At 69.2% G+C, this 16,865-nt stretch carries 14 protein-coding genes; 2 read left to right on the top strand and 12 right to left on the bottom strand.

What is annotated here, in order from left to right; translation table 11 throughout:
* On the top strand, positions 1–1,098 hold a 1,098-nt coding region (gene pseG / locus I55_RS00605; RefSeq protein WP_307718686.1), incomplete at its 5' end, for a UDP-2,4-diacetamido-2,4,6-trideoxy-beta-L-altropyranose hydrolase.
* Positions 1,099–1,164: 66 nt separating this feature from the next.
* Positions 1,165–5,262: a DEAD/DEAH box helicase gene (locus tag I55_RS00600; RefSeq protein ID WP_044558473.1), complete on the top strand. Its 4,098-nt coding sequence runs from the start codon at positions 1,165–1,167 to the stop codon at positions 5,260–5,262.
* Positions 5,263–5,269: 7 nt separating this feature from the next.
* On the opposite strand, the gene I55_RS00595 is transcribed toward I55_RS00600, so the two are convergent.
* From I55_RS00595 to I55_RS38890, 12 genes are all read right to left on the bottom strand, one after another.
* Positions 5,270–5,503 (bottom strand): hypothetical protein, encoded by a 234-nt coding sequence (locus tag I55_RS00595; RefSeq protein ID WP_044558472.1) that lies wholly within the window; start codon positions 5,501–5,503, stop codon positions 5,270–5,272.
* Between the two features lie 70 nt (positions 5,504–5,573).
* Positions 5,574–6,878, bottom strand: coding sequence for an amidohydrolase family protein (locus tag I55_RS00590; RefSeq protein WP_044558471.1), 1,305 nt, complete (start codon positions 6,876–6,878; stop codon positions 5,574–5,576).
* On the bottom strand, positions 6,875–8,404 hold the full coding sequence (locus tag I55_RS00585; protein WP_044558470.1) for an amidohydrolase: 1,530 nt from the start codon (positions 8,402–8,404) through the stop codon (positions 6,875–6,877). The genes I55_RS00590 and I55_RS00585 overlap by 4 nt, the downstream gene beginning before the upstream one ends.
* A 359-nt stretch (positions 8,405–8,763) precedes the next feature.
* Positions 8,764–9,030: an acyl carrier protein gene (locus tag I55_RS00580; protein ID WP_044558469.1), complete on the bottom strand. Its 267-nt coding sequence runs from the start codon at positions 9,028–9,030 to the stop codon at positions 8,764–8,766.
* A complete protein-coding gene (locus tag I55_RS00575) occupies positions 9,027–9,866 on the bottom strand; it encodes an alpha/beta fold hydrolase (RefSeq protein WP_049973707.1) in 840 nt (279 codons plus the stop codon). Before I55_RS00575 ends, I55_RS00580 begins: the two co-directional genes overlap by 4 nt.
* A gap of 2 nt (positions 9,867–9,868) precedes the next feature.
* Positions 9,869–10,102 (bottom strand): acyl carrier protein, encoded by a 234-nt coding sequence (locus I55_RS00570; protein ID WP_044558468.1) that lies wholly within the window; start codon positions 10,100–10,102, stop codon positions 9,869–9,871.
* A gap of 17 nt (positions 10,103–10,119) precedes the next feature.
* Positions 10,120–10,884 carry a cytidylyltransferase domain-containing protein gene (locus tag I55_RS00565; protein WP_044558467.1) on the bottom strand — a complete coding sequence of 255 codons (765 nt, stop codon included), beginning with the start codon at positions 10,882–10,884 and terminating at the stop codon, positions 10,120–10,122.
* Positions 10,881–11,951 carry a pseudaminic acid synthase gene (gene pseI / locus I55_RS00560; protein ID WP_044558466.1) on the bottom strand — a complete coding sequence of 357 codons (1,071 nt, stop codon included), beginning with the start codon at positions 11,949–11,951 and terminating at the stop codon, positions 10,881–10,883. The genes I55_RS00565 and pseI overlap by 4 nt, the downstream gene beginning before the upstream one ends.
* 138 nt (positions 11,952–12,089) lie before the next feature.
* Entirely contained in the window at positions 12,090–12,731 is a 642-nt protein-coding gene (locus I55_RS35605) for a hypothetical protein (RefSeq protein ID WP_148293507.1), read from the bottom strand.
* A gap of 21 nt (positions 12,732–12,752) precedes the next feature.
* Complete coding sequence (locus I55_RS35600) at positions 12,753–13,166, bottom strand: hypothetical protein (protein WP_148293506.1); 414 nt, start codon at positions 13,164–13,166, stop codon at positions 12,753–12,755.
* Positions 13,167–13,334: 168 nt separating this feature from the next.
* Positions 13,335–14,330: an SIS domain-containing protein gene (locus I55_RS00555; RefSeq protein ID WP_044558476.1), complete on the bottom strand. Its 996-nt coding sequence runs from the start codon at positions 14,328–14,330 to the stop codon at positions 13,335–13,337.
* Positions 14,331–14,636: 306 nt separating this feature from the next.
* Positions 14,637–16,721, bottom strand: coding sequence for a tetratricopeptide repeat protein (locus I55_RS38890; protein ID WP_044558465.1), 2,085 nt, complete (start codon positions 16,719–16,721; stop codon positions 14,637–14,639).
* Positions 16,722–16,865: the final 144 nt, after the last annotated feature.

Below are 16,865 nucleotides of genomic sequence, written 5' to 3'. Positions count from 1 at the left end.
GGTCCCGATGCCAAAGGCCCTCTGTTGATCCCCCCTGCCCCAACCGTCCTGATCCGTGCCGACGCCACGCCATCCATGGGCACCGGCCACGTCATGCGCTGCCTGGCCGTGGCGGAGGCGTTGCGCGAGCGGGGGGTGGCGCCGGTGTTCGCCGCCGTGGACCTGCCGCCGGCCCTGGCGCAGCGGCTGGCGGCCGCCGGCTTCACCGTCGCGATGCTTCCGGGGCCGGCCGCCGGTGACGCGGATCTGGCCGGCCTGGCCGACCGGATCCGCAGCCACGATGCCCGTGCCGTCATCCTGGACGGCTATCACTTCACCGACGCCTATCGCGCGGGGGCGGCGGCCCTGGGCGTGCCGGTCATGGCCTTCGACGACGGGCCGGGCACCCGGCCGCTGCATGCCCGCGTGGTCGTGAACCCGGGCGCCGCGGTGGACGGGGCCGCCTATCGCGCCGCCAACCCGGCCGCCGCGTTGGCCCTGGGCCCCGCCTACGCGCCGCTGCGGGCGGAGTTCCGGCGGGCGGGGGCCCGCGCCCTGCCGCCGCTGGAACGCCGCCGCCGCCTGCTGCTGACCTTCGGCGGCACCGATCCGGCGGGCCTGACCCTGCCCTGCCTGAAACGCCTGGCCCCCGCCCTGCCGCCGGACGTGAGCCTGGACGTGGTGGTGGGGGGCAGCAACCCCAACACCGATTGCATCCGCACCGCCGGCGCGCGCTTCGCCAACACGGTGGTGCATGTGGAAACGCCGCGCATGGCCGACCTGATGCGCGAGGCCGGCCTGGCCCTGTCCGCCGCCGGCGGCACCTTGGGTGAGCTGGCCTGCCTGGCCGTGCCCACCCTGCTGGTGGTGGTGGCGGACAACCAGGCCAGCAGCGCCGGCGCGGTGGGCGCCAGCGGCAAGGCGCGGGTGATCGACGCGCGCGGCGCCGACAAGGCCGAGGCGGCGGATCGCCTTGCGGCCGCCGCCCTGGCCCTATGGGCCGACGTGGATGCGCGGGCGGCACTGAGCCACCGCATCGCCCGGGGAGATGATGGCCAGGCGGTGGACGGCCAGGGCGCAGTGCGCATCGCCGACGCCCTGCTGGCCCTGATGCCATAGGCGCTACCCGTACAAGCCCGCCGCCGCTATGGTCTAGCCCCTCCCCGCCGTCCGGAAACCACCCGCGTGACCCTTCCCGATCTCGAATCGCTGCCGCCCCTGGAACGGGCCGTCCTGCGGCTTGAGGCCCTCGCCGGCCCGTCGACCGGCAAGAAGGCGCTGCTGGAATGCCTGAACCAGGCCCGCGTCGTCCGGCCCCCCTGCACCTGGGATGCCTTGGCCACGGCGCGGCGCGACCTGGCCCGCCGTGGCTTCCTGGATTCAACGCTGACCTGCCCGCCGGCCGTGGCCCAAGCCGTCGCGGCGGCGGCCGTGCACGAGGTGGAGGGCAAGGCCCTGGTGGCCGCCATCCGCACCCGGCTGCCGGCGGAATCCCAGACCTACTGGGACCACCGCCAGATGGAGGTCGACGTTTCCCGCGCCCTGCGCCTGGCCATCCTGTTGAACGACGAGGCGGAGCTGGCACGGGTCGCCGCCCTGACCCGACGTCCCCTTGAGGATCTTCCGCTGTTCACCGGCGCCTTCGCCACGGTGCCGGTGGGGGTCGATTGGCTGGCCAGCCGTACGCCGGCCATCCAGCGGGTCGTGATGGCGATCAAGGCCAATCACTGGATCGCCACGGGGGAGATGTCGGCCGACCATCCCCAGCTGATCGCCCGCTGTCGCCGTGACCCCACGCTGCGCGCCACCTGTTTCACCATGATCGCCGACCACGACCTGCTGAGTGGCCGGCTGGGCGACCTGGCCGCCTTGCTGGCCCACCCGCCGGCGGGCGAGACCGACGCCCCGGTGGCTTTCGCCGCCGCCCACGCCCTGTTGTCCGCCGACGTGGCCAGGGCCATCGCCCTGTTCACGGAAGCGCTGGCCCTGCGCCGTCGGGCCACCCGCACCCGCAAGGGCGGCCTGCCGGGCTATATGGGCTTCCTGCACCTGTGCGCCCTGCTGGCCAGCGGCGATGCCCGGCACCACGCCACCATCGCGGCGCTGCTGCAGACCAAGACGTCGCCCACCGCCCCGACGTCCCTGGGACAGATGGTGCTGGAGGCCCTGTTCAACCTGGCCCGCAATAATGAGGATGCGGCCCGGACCAGCCTGACGTGGGCCCTGGGTGCCGCGGATCGGGTGGCCCTGCCCTCACCCTTCAGCCTGGGGCTTCTGGCCGTGGCCACCACCTTGACCAGCCCGTCGCTGGTTCGCGGCAAGGAGGAGATTTGGGGGGCCCATTTCCGCCGCCTGGCCGCCACCATGCCGCTGGCCGCCGACCTGCTGGCCGAGGCGCTGGAGCGCGGGGGTGCCCGGCCGGCCCCGTACCGGGCCCACCTGGACCGGCCCGGCCGTGAGGTGCGGTGGCCCTTCCTGGCCCTGCTGCCCATGAAGGAGCCGTGGGAACGGGCGCTGGAGAACCTGGAGGCCATGCTGGAGCCGCCGAAGCCGGCGGAAAAACAGACCACGGGCAAGCGCCTGGCCTGGCTGGTCGACCCGGCCAGTGGCGCCGTGGAGCCGGTGGAGCAGGTGCAGCAGCGGGGCCCGACCAAGAGCCCCACCCAGGGATGGACCATTGGCAAGCCCGTGGCGCTGAAGCGCCTGTACCAGGGCGACGCCCACCTGACCTATCTGGATGATTTCGACCGGCGCGTGGTCGCCACCATCGCCCGTGACTATGACGGCTGGGGCCACGGCCGGTCCCGCTATGAGTACTTCCTGCCGCCGCGCGACACCCTGCCCGCCCTGGTGGGCCACCCCCGCGTCTTCTCCCGGCGGGAGCCCGGACCGCCGGTCGAGCTGGTGGCGGCGAAAGCGGAACTGGTGCTGGCGTCGGCCAGGAGCGGCTATCGCCTGGCCCTGTCGCATCCGGCGTCCGAGGCCGACGCCATCATCGAGGTGGAGTCGCCCACCCGCTGGCGGGTGGTGGTGATCGATGAGAAGGCGGTCGCCGCATCCAGGATTCTGGGGCTGGAGGGCATCACCGTGCCGGCCGTGGCCCGCGAGCGCCTGGCCGCCATCGCCCGGCTGCGCATGCCCGACCTGCCGGTGCGAGTGGAAGCGACGGAGCTGGACGAGGGCCGGACAGAAGAGGGCGACCCGGCGCCGGTGGTGCGCCTGCGCCTGCTGGACCCCGGCCTGAAGGTCTCGCTGGTGGTGCGCCCGCTGGGCCCGGACGGTCCCCATTTCCCGCCAGGCCAGGGCACCCGGCGCGTCACCGGCCAAGGCCGCCGCGCCATGCGCGACCTGGCGGCGGAGGATCGGCTGGCCCAGGCCCTGGCCGAAGCCTGCCCCAGCCTGGGCGGCGAGGGCCGGGAATGGGAGCTGGAAGGCCTGACCGCCGCCCTGGAGTTCCTGAGCGAGCTGAAGGCCCTGCCCCAGCCACCGGCCGTGGAATGGCCGGAGGGGCAGAAGCTGACCCTGCGCGGGGAAGAAGCCGGCGCCAGCCGGTTCAGCACCACGGTCAAAAGCACGGCAAACTGGTTCGCCGTGGCCGGCACCCTGACCCTGGACGAAGGGCTGGTCCTGGACCTGAAGGACCTGCTGACCCGGCTGGAGGACGCGCCCGGCCGCTTCGTGCGCCTGGACGACGGCCAGTTCGTGGCACTGGACCGCCACTTCCGCCGGCAGCTGGACCGCCTGCACCGCCTGGGCGGGCTGAAGGTGCCGCGCGCGGCGGGGGCGGCCCTGCGCGACCTGATCGAGGAGGCGGCGTCGGCCAAGGTGGATGAGGCCTGGCAGGCCTTCATCCACGCCCTGGATGAGAATGCCGCCTGGCAGCCGCGCCTGCCCAACGGGCTGACGGCCGAACTGCGCGACTACCAGGTTCAGGGCTATGCCTGGATGAGCCGGCTGGCCCGCTGGGGCGCCGGCGCGCTGCTGGCCGATGACATGGGGCTGGGCAAGACCGTGCAGGCCATCGCCGTCATGGCGGCCAGGGCCGGCGACGGCCCCGCGCTGGTGGTGGCCCCCACCTCCGTCGCCGGCAACTGGCAGTCCGAACTGGCCCGCTTCGCCCCCGGCCTGACCGTCCATCACCTGGCGGAAGCGGGCGGGCGGGAGGAGGTGCTGAAGGCGCTGGGCCCCGGCGACGTGCTGGTCACCACCTACGGCCTGCTGGCACGGGAGGAGACAAGGCTGGCGGCGGTACCCTGGGCCATGGCGGTGCTGGACGAGGCGCAGGCCATCAAGAACCCAGACACCCAGCGCGCCCAGGCGGCCCGCGCCCTGAAGGCCAGCTTCCGCTTGGCCTTGACCGGCACGCCGGTGGAAAACGACCTGGAGGAGCTGTGGAGCCTGTTCCAGTTCATCAACCCCGGCCTGCTGGGCAGCCGCAAGGCCTTCGCCCACCACTACGCCACCCCCATCCAGGCGGCCAAGAACCCCAACGCCCGGGCGGCGCTGCGGACGCTGGTCCGGCCTTTCCTGCTGCGCCGGACCAAGGCGTCGGTGCTGGCCGAGTTGCCGCCGCGCACGGAGCAGACGCTGCTGATCGACCGCGGGGCGGAAGAGATCGCCTTCTATGAGGCCCTGCGCCGCCGGGCGCTGGAAAAGCTGGAGGAGATATCGGGGGAACGGTCGCGCATCCACATCCTGGCGGAAATCACCCGCCTGCGGCAGGCCTGCTGCCACCCCGACCTGGTGGCGGCCGACGCCAGCCTGCCCTCGGCCAAGCTGGACGCCTTCCTGGAACTGGTGGATGAGCTGCGCGAGGGCGGCCACCGCGCCTTGGTGTTCAGCCAGTTCATCGGCCATTTGGCGCGGGTGCGCACCGCCCTGGACCGCGCCGGCGTCACCTATCAGCTTCTGGATGGCAGCCTGTCGGCGGCGGAGCGGCAGCGCCGGGTGGCGGCGTTCCAGGCGGGGGAGGGTGAGCTGTTCCTGATCAGCCTGAAGGCCGGCGGCGTGGGCCTGAACCTGACGGCCGCCGACTACGTCATCCACCTGGACCCGTGGTGGAACCCCGCCGTGGAGGACCAGGCATCCGACCGCGCCCACCGCATCGGCCAGCGCCGGCCGGTGACCATCTACCGCCTGATCCTGAGGGGCAGCATCGAGGAAGGCATCGTCGCCCTGCACGCCCGCAAGCGCGACCTGGCCGACGCCCTGCTGCAGGACGCCGACACCGCCGGCCACCTGTCGGACGAGGACCTGCTAGAGCTGATCCGGGGCGTGGGATGAAACCCACCTACCAGTGCCGATCCACCCAGATCCACGCCTCGATGAAGCCGCCCAGAACGGCCAGCAAGGCCACGGTCAGACCCAGGCTGCGGGCGAATTCGCCGAACTCGCCCTGCTTGTGGGCGCTGCGGGCGGTCAGCAGCAGGTAGGCGGCCACCATCACGCCGATGATCAGCCAAATGGAAACGCCGTGGATCCAGCCGCTGACGGCGTCGCTGAGGTCGTAATACCAGTCGGGCATGACGGTATGGTCCAAAGAGGAAGGGCAGGGCGCTCCATCGGAACGCCCCGCCCCCTTTAGACGATAATGTTCAGTTCCGATAGGCCGGCGGCAGGGCGGCGTCCGGCGTGGCGTAGCGCCGTGCCAGATCCTGCGCCCGGCTGGTCAGCGGCGCCTCCACCCCGCGGACGAAGACGTGTTCGGCCACGGAGAGGATTTCCAGCGGATCGCCCGACCACACCACCAGGTCGGCGTCGCGCCCGGGCTCGATGCTGCCCGCCCGGTCGTTGAAGCCGAAGACCTTGGCCGGGGTGGCGGTGATGGCGGCCAGCGCCGCCGGCCACGGCATGCCATGGGCCACCGCGTTGCCGGCGTTGTAGCGCACCTGGCGGGCATAGTGGCCGACGTACGGCCCCTTGATCACCACGGTGGCGCCGGCGGCCTGCAGGATGGCCGCGTTCTCCAGCCGGGCGTTCAGGCTTTCGAAGCCGCGCGGCAGGTTGGCCAGGGGATCGACCACCACGGGCACGCCCGAGGCCGCGATCTCACCCGCCATCATCCAGCCTTCCTCCACCCCGTCCAGGATGAGCTTCAGCTTCAGCCGCTTGCCCATTTCCAGGGTGCGGCGGATGTCGGCCACGCGGTGCACCCCCACCAGCAGCGGCATCTTGCCCTGGATGACGGGGTACAGCGCCTCCAGGTCCTCCTTGCTCTGCTTGTAGGGGCGGTGGCTGCCGTGCTCGTACCCGGCCTTGTTGGCGGCGTAGCTGGCCGCCTCCTCCAGGCTGGATTCCAGCAGTTGCAGCACGGTGGCGTGGCTGCCGCCCAGGTGGGCCATGGCGTCCTCGCCCACATCCACCACCAGCACGGCGCGCCGCTTGGTGATGCTGTCGGTGCCGCCGGACATGTCGACCACGGCCGCCTGGCCGGCGAACAGCTTCTCTCCCTTCTTGTCGCCCCGGCCGGACAGTTCCGGCGTGACCAGGGCCCGGGTGACGCCGCCGACGCGGGCCACCGGCACCAGCATGGAGGCCGGGTTGATGCCCAGCGAAACGTCGAAGGCGGCCGACAGGTCGGCGGTGGCCCCGGCGAAGTCGTTGCTGGAGGCCTCGCCCTCCACTTCGCCGGCGCTGAGGCTGGTGTCGCTGGCCACCAGGCCGGGGGTCACGATGTGGCCCTTGGCGTCCACCCGGCGGGCGTCGGCCGGAATGGATACCGAGGCGCCCACCGCCTGGATGCGGCCGTCGCGGATGAGGATGGTGCCGGACGCGATCTCCCCCGCCGGCCCCATGGTCTCGATGCGGGCGTTGGTGATGGCCACCGTCTCGGCGTGAGCGGCGCCGGCCAGCAGCGTCAGGCTGGAGGCGGCCGCCATCAGGATGCGACGGGGGCTCATTGCGCGTGCTCCGTGCTGGTGGTCAAGACGGGGCGGCCGGATCCGACCCCCTGGGGGCCCGGATGGGCGGGGCCGGTTTGGCCCAGTTCGAAGTCGGACTTGGGCTGCACCGCGGGGTCGTGGCGGTCATAGACCAGGGCGCCGTCGATGAAGACTTGGTCGGCCGTGGCGTAGACGCTGAAGGGGTTGGCGCTCCACAGCACCACGTCGCCCATCTTGCCGGCCTCCAGCGTGCCGGTCCTGTCCAGCACGCCAATGGACTTGGCCGGGTTGGCCGTCACCCACTTGATGGCCTCGGCCTCGTCGATCTCAAGCCCCAAGCGCCGGCCGGCGGCCAGCGCGATGGTGGCCTCCTGCACCAGGTGCTGGGTCAGGATCTCGTCATCGGAATGGATGACGGTGCAGACGCCGGCCTTCTGCAGCAAGGCCGCGTTTTCCTCGATGCCGTCGTAGGCCTCCATCTTGAAGCCCCACCACTCACCCCAGGTGGCGACGCAGATGTCCTCCTTCTTCAGGAGGTCGGCGATCTTGTAGGCCTCAGACCCATGGTGGAACATGGCGATGTGGAAGCCGAACTCGTGCGAGATGTCGATCATCTGCGCCATCTCGTCGGCGCGGTAGCAGTGGTTCTGCACCAGGATGCTGCCGTCCAGCACGCCGGCCAGGGTGTCCATCTGCAGGTCGCGCTTGGGCGCGTCCGGCGCCTTGTCGCCCTTTCCGGCCTTATAGTCGGCGAGTTTTCGGCGGTAATCGTCCCATTTACGGCGATATTCCTGGGCGTCGATCCAGGCCTTGCGATAGCCGAAGACGTTGCCCATGCGGGTGGCCGGGCTGCGGCCCTTGCTGCCGTAGACGCGCTTGGGATTCTCGCCGCAGGCCATCTTCAGGCCGTAGGGCGCGCCGGGGAATTTCTTGTCCTGCACGGTGCGGCCGGGGACGTTCTTCAGGATGACGGCGCGGCCGCCGAACAGGTTGGCGGAACCGGGCAGGATCTCCAGCGTGGTGATGCCGCCTTCCAGCGCGCGGATGAAACCCGGGTCCTGCGGCCACACGGAATGTTCGGCCCACACCTGCGCGGTGTTCGGGTCCGTCATCTCGTTGCCGTCGGAATTGGCCCAGACGGAGGGGGAGGCATAGACGCCCAAGTGGCTGTGGGCATCGATGATGCCAGGGGTCACGTACTTGCCCCGCGCGTCGATGACCTTGGCGCCCGACGGCACCGGGATGTCCTTGCCCACGGCCGCGATCTTGCCGTCCACCAGCACCACGGTGCCGCCGTCGATGCGGGCCCCCGTTCCGGTGAAGACCGTGGCGCCCACCAGGGCCGTCGTCACCGACGGCAGGGGGTGGTAAGTGCTGGGGAAGGGGTTCTTGTCGTCCGCCGGATCCAGGCCGGCATAAACCGGCTTGTCCTTGCCCCTGTCGCCGGCCGGTGCGGCGGCCGTGTCGGCATGCGTGCCGGTGGCGCAGGCGCCCAAGAGCGCCAGGGCCGCCACCAGCGGGACCACGCGATGGTGTCGTTTCATGGAAGTATCGTCTTCCCGTTCTGCCGGGTGCCCAGAAAGGCGCCTGGACCCGAGATGGGAACGGCACCTTCGCCCCTGTTGATTGTTCTAACGCCCCAAGGGGTTAACGCGGTCCGCCTCAAAAAAGTGCGGTGCTTCAACCTTGTTGACGACGCTAACAGAGGCGGGGCCGCCTGCCTATGGCGCGATACGATTCGGTTACAATATCCGGTTACAATATGCGTAAGCCTCAGGCGCCGGCGGGGCATCCGCCCCTTGGCTATCCTCCCTTTGCGGTCCGCTGTCGCTCCCCGCAAAGGTCCGGCGGCCCCGGTCGGGGCCTACAGCGGCGTGAGGCCGCTGCTCCTATGCCGCCGCCATCACGCTTCCAGATAGAACGCGGCCAGTTCGCCGGCCGTGGTGAACTGGCGGAAGCCGGCGCGGAAGGGGTCCTGGCCGGTCTTCTGTTCCATGGCCACCAGCAGGGTCGCGAGATCCAGGCTGTCGAACGGCAGGTCGCCGCCCAGGAACCGGGTGTCCGGGCCGAAGCGGCCGGCCCAGGCCACGCCTTTGTCGCCCAGGATCTTCAGCACCTCGTTATGGATCACGGCCAGCATGGCGCCGGCGTTCAGTCCTATGGTGGTCATGCGTGGAACTCCGTCAGCAGGGCGTTGACCTGGGTGGCCGCCTGGGCCTGGGGCATATGGCCCACGCCGGGCAGGCGATGCAAGGTGATGGTTGGGGGGACGGCGCCGAAGTCCGGCGGCGGCACGATGTCGTCCGCCTCCCCCCAGATCAGTTGCAGGGGCGGCAGCGGCTGTGTCCAGTCGAATTGGGGCGGGGCCGCGTGGATGTCGGCGATCAGCCGGTCCAGCAGGCGGATCAAGGGCGCGCGCGCCCCGGGATCGGCCAGGCGATTGAGAAAGGCGCGGGCCAGCACGTCGCGGTTGGGCGGCGCGCCGGCGAACAGGCGGTCGATCAGGGCGCGGGCCTGGTCCAGGGTTTCCATGTCGCACAGGGCCCGCAGGAAGGTGGCGTCCACCCGGCTGCCCAGGCCGGCGCAGGCGATCAAGCTCATGCGCCGCACCCGCTCGGGATGGCGCTGGGCCAGCAGCAGGCTGACCCGCCCGCCCATGGAATGACCGACGATGTCGGCCCGGCCCACGCCGGCGGCATCCATCAGCCGTACCACCCAGTCGGCGACGCCACCCAGCCCCGACGGCACGTCCAGGGTGGAGGCGCCGTGGCCCGGCAGGTCCACGGCCAGCACCCGCCGGCTGGGGAAGCCGGCCGCCCCCTTCACCAGGGCTTGGATGTTGAACTGCCAGGACAGGGCGTCGCCGCCGAAGCCGTGCAGCAACACCAGGGGAACGGTGCCCAAATCCGCCGGTCCCCGGTCCACCACGGCCCCGGGGCCGCCGGCGAAGCGCAGGACGCGGCGGCCAGCCAGCAGCCGCTCAGGCTCGGATGCGGGGCTCGCCATCGTCACGCGGCGACGTGGTCCGACACCAGGGCCAGCAGGTCGTCCACCGTCTTGGCCTTGGCCAGGTCCTCACCGGCGACCACGATGTCGAACTTCTCATCCACCAGGGCGATGAAGCTGATGACCGCCAGGCTGTCCCAGCTGTCGATGCCATCCAACTCCTCCGGCCCCTGCAGCGTGCCGGCGTCCAGCTCCAGCATCTCGTCCAGCGCGGCCAGGAAATCTTTCCGGTTCATGGGTATCCTCTTTCTTCTCAGGGTAGGGTCTTCTGCGCCACGTCACGGTTCAGCAGCGCCCAGTCAGGATGCCGGCGCAGCACCTCCAGACAATCCGTCCAGGTGAACCGCGGCTTGGCCGGCAACAGCTCTTCAAGCAAACGGCGGACCAGTTGGAAATCCTCCACCGTGTCCACGCACCAGCGTTGCGGCCCCATCTCCACCGGCGCCGGACCGGCCGGCGGCGGTAGGGCGCCCAGGCGGAAGCGATCCGGCCGGCGGTAGATGAAGGGGGTGACGTGCTCCCGCTCGAACGGCGCCGTAGCTTCCTTCCAGGCGGTTTGCAAGGCCGCCATGGATATCGCCTCGGCATCCAGGCCGCGCGGGTAGTGGCCGATGTCGACGGAGGCATGGTCCAGCGGCGGGTCGGCCGCCAGGAACAGGGCCAACAGCTGGTCGATCAGGCCGGGGTCGATCAGGGGACAGTCGCCCGTCACCCGCACCGCCACGTCCGCCCGGTGGGCAAGGGCCGCCCGGCAAAAACGATCCAGCACGTCCAGTTCGCTGCCGCGAAAGCAGGCCACGCCCAGGTGCTGGCACAGGGCGGAGATGGGGTCGTCGTTGGCACCGTCGCTGGTGGCCACCACCACCTCGTCCACCAGGGTGGCGCGGCGCAGCCGTTCCACCTGATGGGCCAGCAGCGGCTTGCCCGCCACCGGCAGCAGCACCTTGCCCGGCAGGCGGGTGGAGCCCATGCGCGCCTGGGTGATGCAAACGACCCGGGGTTTCGCGGGGGAGATCATGACGGCTGGACCATGCCCCAATCAACCATACCCCAGTCGAGCGGCTGGCCGGCGTCCAGGTCCCGGGCGGCGCGGGCGCCCAGCACCTGGTCCAGATGCTTGGGCGCCAGGCCCAGCCCCGGCCGGACGGAGCGGACGTTGGCGGCCGTGAACAGCTCCCCCGCCTTCACCGGCGAGGAGATGTAGAGGGAGCGGCGGAAGGACCGGCCACCGGCCTCCGACGGCTTCACGGCATAGCCGACCTGCCCCAGGGCGGCATGGGCCACCCGGCAAGAGTCGGCCATCGCCTTGAACTCCGCCGGTTCCAGGGAGAAGGAGGCGTCGACCCCACCTTCCGCCCGCGACAGGGTCAGGTGCTTTTCAATGATCACGGCGCCCAGCGCCACCGCCGCCACAGGTACCGCGATGCCGTGGGTGTGGTCGGACAGGCCGGTGGGCACGCCGAAGGCCTGGGCCAGGTGGGGGATGGTGCGCAGGTCGCACTCATCATGCGGGGTGGGGTAGCCGCTGGTGCAGTGGAGCAGCACGGGATCCGGGGTGCCGGCCGGTGCCGCGGCACGCGCCGCCGACACCGCGTCGTCGATCTCCCCCAACGTGGCCATGCCGGTGGAGATGATCAGCGGCTTGCCCTTCGATGCCGCGTACCGGATCAGCGGCAGGTCCACGATCTCATAGGAGGCGATCTTGAAGGCCGGCGCGCCCAGCCGGTCCAGCAGGTCCACCGCCGTGGGATCGAAGGGGGAGCTGAACAGGGTGATGCCGACGGTGGCGGCATGGGCGAACAGCTGGGGATGCCAGGCCCAGGGGGTGTGCGCCTCCTCATACAGCTCATGCAGGCTGCGGCCGTCCCAGGGACCGCCGTGGATCTGGAATTCCGGCCGGTCGGATTTCAGGGTGATGGTGTCGGCGGTGTAGGTCTGCAGCTTCACCGCGTCCGCCCCCGCCGCCTTGGCGGCATCGATCAGGCGGATGGCGCGCTCGATCTCCCCCTTATGATTGCCGGACATCTCGGCGATCAGGTAAGGCGCCTGGCCGGCACGGAATTCAAGGCGGGCGGGATCGGACATGGGCGCGGATCCTGGAGGCAGAATGCCTATGGCATGTCACACCTTGATAACACCTCGGGGAACCGACTGGAACGGAGTCATTCGCGGTCGCACATGTTCTCTGTCGACAGCAAACAGAGAAATACTGATTTCCAAATATTATTTCCTGTGGACTCCACATTTTCTTTTTTTGCCGGGAGTTTTATCGGGAATTTTATGAGGTTCGGATTTATCTCGAATATCAGAAAGCTGACCCTCCCCATTTTCGGCACATTCCATTTGCGTACCCGTGCCAGCGCAACAGAATTCCGGCCTAAGCGACCAGGTTTCCAATGTCGATCCGGTTCTTTCTATGTCTCCATGTATTTTTCTAAGATCAGTTTCGATATCGGATATATATTTCTTAAGAATTAAGTCACTGCCGTCGATGACAGGGCCATATAGAACCTGCACTGCGATTTGAATTATCAACAGAAGAATAGAAGTACAGAATGTAAGAAACTGCAGTCTTCCAAATATCTTATACGGCTTATAATCTAATATGTTCACATCGGCTTCGAAGTGACTCTTATTGGATAGTATCCCCGACAGACTGTACAGAGATATGACGCCACTTCCCACCGATACCGATATCAAAATGACGGATAGAATCGCCGGAATGCCACCCCATCGCATATCTATCTTCGACAGTGACAAAAATCCAAGCATGCTAACTATGATCGCGCTGGACAGCGTGACTATCTGCTTAGTCGACTCCTGAGCCGCCTTCACCGCCTCGATCTTCCGTGTGGAGTCGGTCATTTCGGCAGAAGGCTCCGGTGGTTATGCCGCAAAGCACAAGGGTGGTAGCGGGGGAGGACAGAGACTTCCAAAAATCTCATTATTAAGCAGGTAGCGCATTTTCTTGGATCCGACCGTGGAGTGGGCGGAATCGACATAACATTGGGTAGCTTTAACCCTATCCAGTATCCTCTCAGCGACTTTTCGCATTATAGCTCTCGCTCGATTGAGGTTCCTTTCTTGCTCAAGTGCATTGATATTCTTTATTTCATAGTCTTCACTATCATATCCTGATAGGACATGATCAACGATCGCATCGACAAATTCACGAATTATTTGCGCCTCTTCCCGAGCGATGCGAATTCCCTTCCGGTAAGCGATAAGCTCGAAGTCGGCAATAATGACTGAATTCACAGTGCTGGGACGACGCCCATATACTTTCTCGACGACGGCCATGTTTCCCTCCATAGTTTTGGGGGAATTTTCCATATCGAGCAACCTAAGTCAATAATTCTCCACAGAATTTCTATTTTTGGTAAATCGTTTCTCTCCGCTTTTCCAATAAGTTCGCGCAGGGATTGTCTGCCTTTCTGGAGTGGAAAGGAGCCATGATTGAGGGGATGCTCACCCGGCCGTGCGCGCCACGTCCAGCCCCGCCAGGTCGTGCATGCGCAGCAGGCCCAGCACCTTGTTGTCGGCGTCCACCACCGGCAGCACGTAGATCTGCGAGGGGCTTTCCATCTGGGCCAGTGCCGCCATCGCGGTGGTGCCGGTGCGGCAGGTGCGGGGCTTGGGCGTCATCAGGGCGCGGGTGTCGCGGTCCAGCAGATCCTTGCCCACGCGGGCCAGGCCGCGACGGATGTCGCCATCGGTGATGACCCCCAGCAACCGGTCGTCGGCATCCACCACCAGGGCGGCGCCGGCGGGGTGGCGGGTCATTTCCAGCAAGGTTTCCAGGATGGGGCGGTCAGGCCCCACCAGGGCGACATGGTCCGGCGCCCTGGCCATCAGGTCGTCGACATAGGCGCCCAGCACCACGCCCAGGGTGCCGCCCGGGTGGTTGCGGCCGAAATCCTTGGCGGTGAAGCCCTTCTCCGTCGCCACCGCCACCACCAGGGCGTCGGCGAAGGCCAGCATGGCGGTGGTGCTGGCGGTGGGCAGCTTGGTGTCCGTCGCCTCGGACTCGACATGGACCTTGAGCGTCCAGTCGGCCATGCGCGACAGGGTGGAGGGCACGCGGCCGACCATGGCCGCCACCTTCACGCCGCGCGGCTGTGCCGCCTTGGCCACGTCCACCAGTTCCTGGGTCTGCCCGCTGTTGGACAGCAGGATCAGCAGGTCGCCCTCGCGCAGCAGGCCCAGCTCGCCATGCAGGCTGTCGATGGCGCTGTAATAGAAGGCGCGGGCGCCGATGCTGGCCAGCTTGCTGGCGAACTGCCGGGCCACCAGGCCCGACTTGCCGATGCCGGCCACCAGGGTGTTGCCGTGTTCGCCGCAGATGTGGTCGACGACGTTCAGGAAGTCGCCGTCCAGCGCCTCCACCTGATGCAGGACGGCGTTGGCCTCGATGCGCAACAGGTCGGAAGCGGCGGCGAGGACAGCGGCGCGGTCGATGGTCATGGGAATGGTATCCATTACCTTGATGAAGGGGCGGCGGGGCCGCGAAATTGGCCAAGGGTGTACCCCAAAGCCCAAGCCCCCACCACGCGCCAGATCACACCGGCAGGCGTGTGTTACGGGTATGGTGGGAAGCCGCGTCGGACTTGTACCAACGGCATTTGACCGTGACCGCTCAAATGCCCCTCAGTCGCCGGGCGGCGGACATCCGTCCGCCTTGGCTATCCTCGCTCCGCTCCTGCAGTGCTCGCTCCGGCGGACGCAGTCGCGTCCTACAGCGGCACGAGTCACAATCTCGTGCCGCTGGTATTAACTCACCTCGAACCCCACGGGCGGCAGGCGGGTTCGGGCGCGATCGGCCATGCGGATGTACGCGGCCTCCAGACGGCGGCAGAAGGCCGCTGTGTCGAAGGGACCGCCGGGGCGCGTACGGTTGCGGGCCAATCCGGCGCGGGCATCGGCCAACCGCGTGGGATCAAGCGCCAATTCCAGGGCCTTGGCCTCGTACGCCGCCAGGTCGTACGTCACCAGATCCGGCAAATCCAGGGCGGACAACAAGCTGGCGGCGACACGGGAGATGAAGGGTACGCCCGCCCGGGTCAGCACCGGCAGGCCGCCGTAAAGCGCGTCCGACGCCGTGGTGTGGGCGTTCATGGGATAGGTGTCCAGGAACAGGTCGGCGCAGGCCTGGCGGGCCAGATGCTGCGCCATGGCCCCTTTGGGCAAGGCCGGCGCGACCACCAGCCGGGCGGGATCGACGCCGAAAGCTGATAGCGTTGACTGTAATGCCAGCAGTCCTGCCCCCGGATCCAGCAGCCACAGCACCGAGTGCGGCACCGCCGCCAGCAGCCGCGCCCAACAGGCGAAGACATCCGCCGTCAGCTTGTAGGCGGCGTTGAAGCAAGCGAAGACGAAGGCGTCGTCCGGCAGCCCGCAGTCCGCCCGCGTGGGCGGCGCGTCAAGCACCCGGCCGGCGTCGTTGGCCTGGTAACACCCGGGCAGGCGCACCACCGCCTCATCCCAAAAGGCCTCCGCCCCCGGCGGCACCACCACGGCATCGGCCAGCACATAATCGGCTCCCGACCCGCGCCCCAGGGTGCCGGGATAGGCGAGGTACTGCGCCTGCACCGGCGCGGGGCGTAGCGGCAGGATGCCGGGGCGGGCGCCCTCGGTATACCCCTTGACGTCCACCAGGACGTCCACCCCGGCGGCACGGATGGCCTGGGCCGCCGCGTGGTCGCCCAGGCCACGCAGATCGACAAAGCGATCGCCGCCAGCCACCAGCCGGGCCCGCATGGGGCTGCCATCGTCAGGGCCGTAGGAGAAGACGGTTACCATAACCTTGTGCCGGTCATGGCCTTCCAGCACGCCGGCCATCAGGTAGGCGGTGGGGTGCTGGTGCCAGTCGGCGGACAGGTAGCCGACGCGCAAAGGCTGGCCCGCCGGGCCCAGGGTGGCCGGCGGCAGGGGCGGGCCGGCGGCGCGGGCGTTGGCGGCCGCATGCAGGCGGGCCGCCCGCTGGCGCCAGACCTCGTCCACATCCAGGACCAGCACGGCGAAGGGCGGGGCGCTGTCGTCACCAGCTTCCAGCAGGGACAGCAGCTCCGGTACCAGCGCCCCCGCGTCGTCCCAGCGGCACAGGCGATACAGCAGGTGGATCAGGTGGGCCAGCGCCCCGGCCCGCCGGCTGGTGCCCCGGTCCAGCGCCGCCCGCAGGCAGGGCAGGGCCTCCAGGTCGCGATGCCGGCGCTGCAGCAGGGTGCCCAGGTTCAGCCAGGCGTCGGCCATGTCCGGCCGCAGCCCGGTCAGCGCGCGGTACTCCGCCTCCGCGGCATCCAGCTGGCCCCGGTCCTCCAGGACGGAGGCCAGGTTGAAGCGGGCGTTGGCCTGCGCCGGGTCCTGCGCCAGGGCCGCGCGCAAGGTGGCCTCCGCCGCCTCCAGCCGGCCCAGGCGATGCAGGGCGACGCCCAGATTGGCCCGGGCGCCGCCATGGGCGGGATCCCGCAGCACCGCCTGTTCCAGGGGCGCCACGGCATCCGCCGGCCGGCCGCCGTTCAGCAGCAGGGTGCCCAGCGCGAAGGCCGCACCCGCGTGCGACCCGTCGCGGGCCAGCGCCGCGCGGAAAGCGGCCTCCGCCGCCGGGACGCGGCCCACGGCCGCGCGAAGACGGCCCAGATTGGTCAGGATCTCGGCATCGGGCCGCAGGGCGGCGGCGCGGGCCACCAGCGCCTCGCCCGCCGCCGGATCCCCCTGCTGCGCCCTCAGCACGCCCAGCAGGTTCAGGGCGTCCGGCTGGTGCGGTTCGACGGCCAGCACCTGGGCGTAGAGGCCGGCGGCCTCCTCCAGCGCGCCCGCCTGGTGGCGGGCCACGGCCTGGTCCAGCAGCGGGCTCATGCCGCGCGGGGCGGCAACGGCGCCGCCAGCCAGGCGCCCAACCGGGCGGTCAGGCGGGACAGCGGCGCCCGCCAGTCGCCCATCTCCTCCTGCCGCAACTGCACCAGGAAGGGATACCAGGGGCTGTCGACTCTAGAGGACCCC

It is taken from the genome of Azospirillum sp. B4, from assembly GCF_000333275.1.
In the GTDB taxonomy this organism is placed as follows: Bacteria; Pseudomonadota; Alphaproteobacteria; order Azospirillales; family Azospirillaceae; genus Nitrospirillum.
This window is presented reverse-complemented; position numbering and strand designations above follow the sequence as displayed.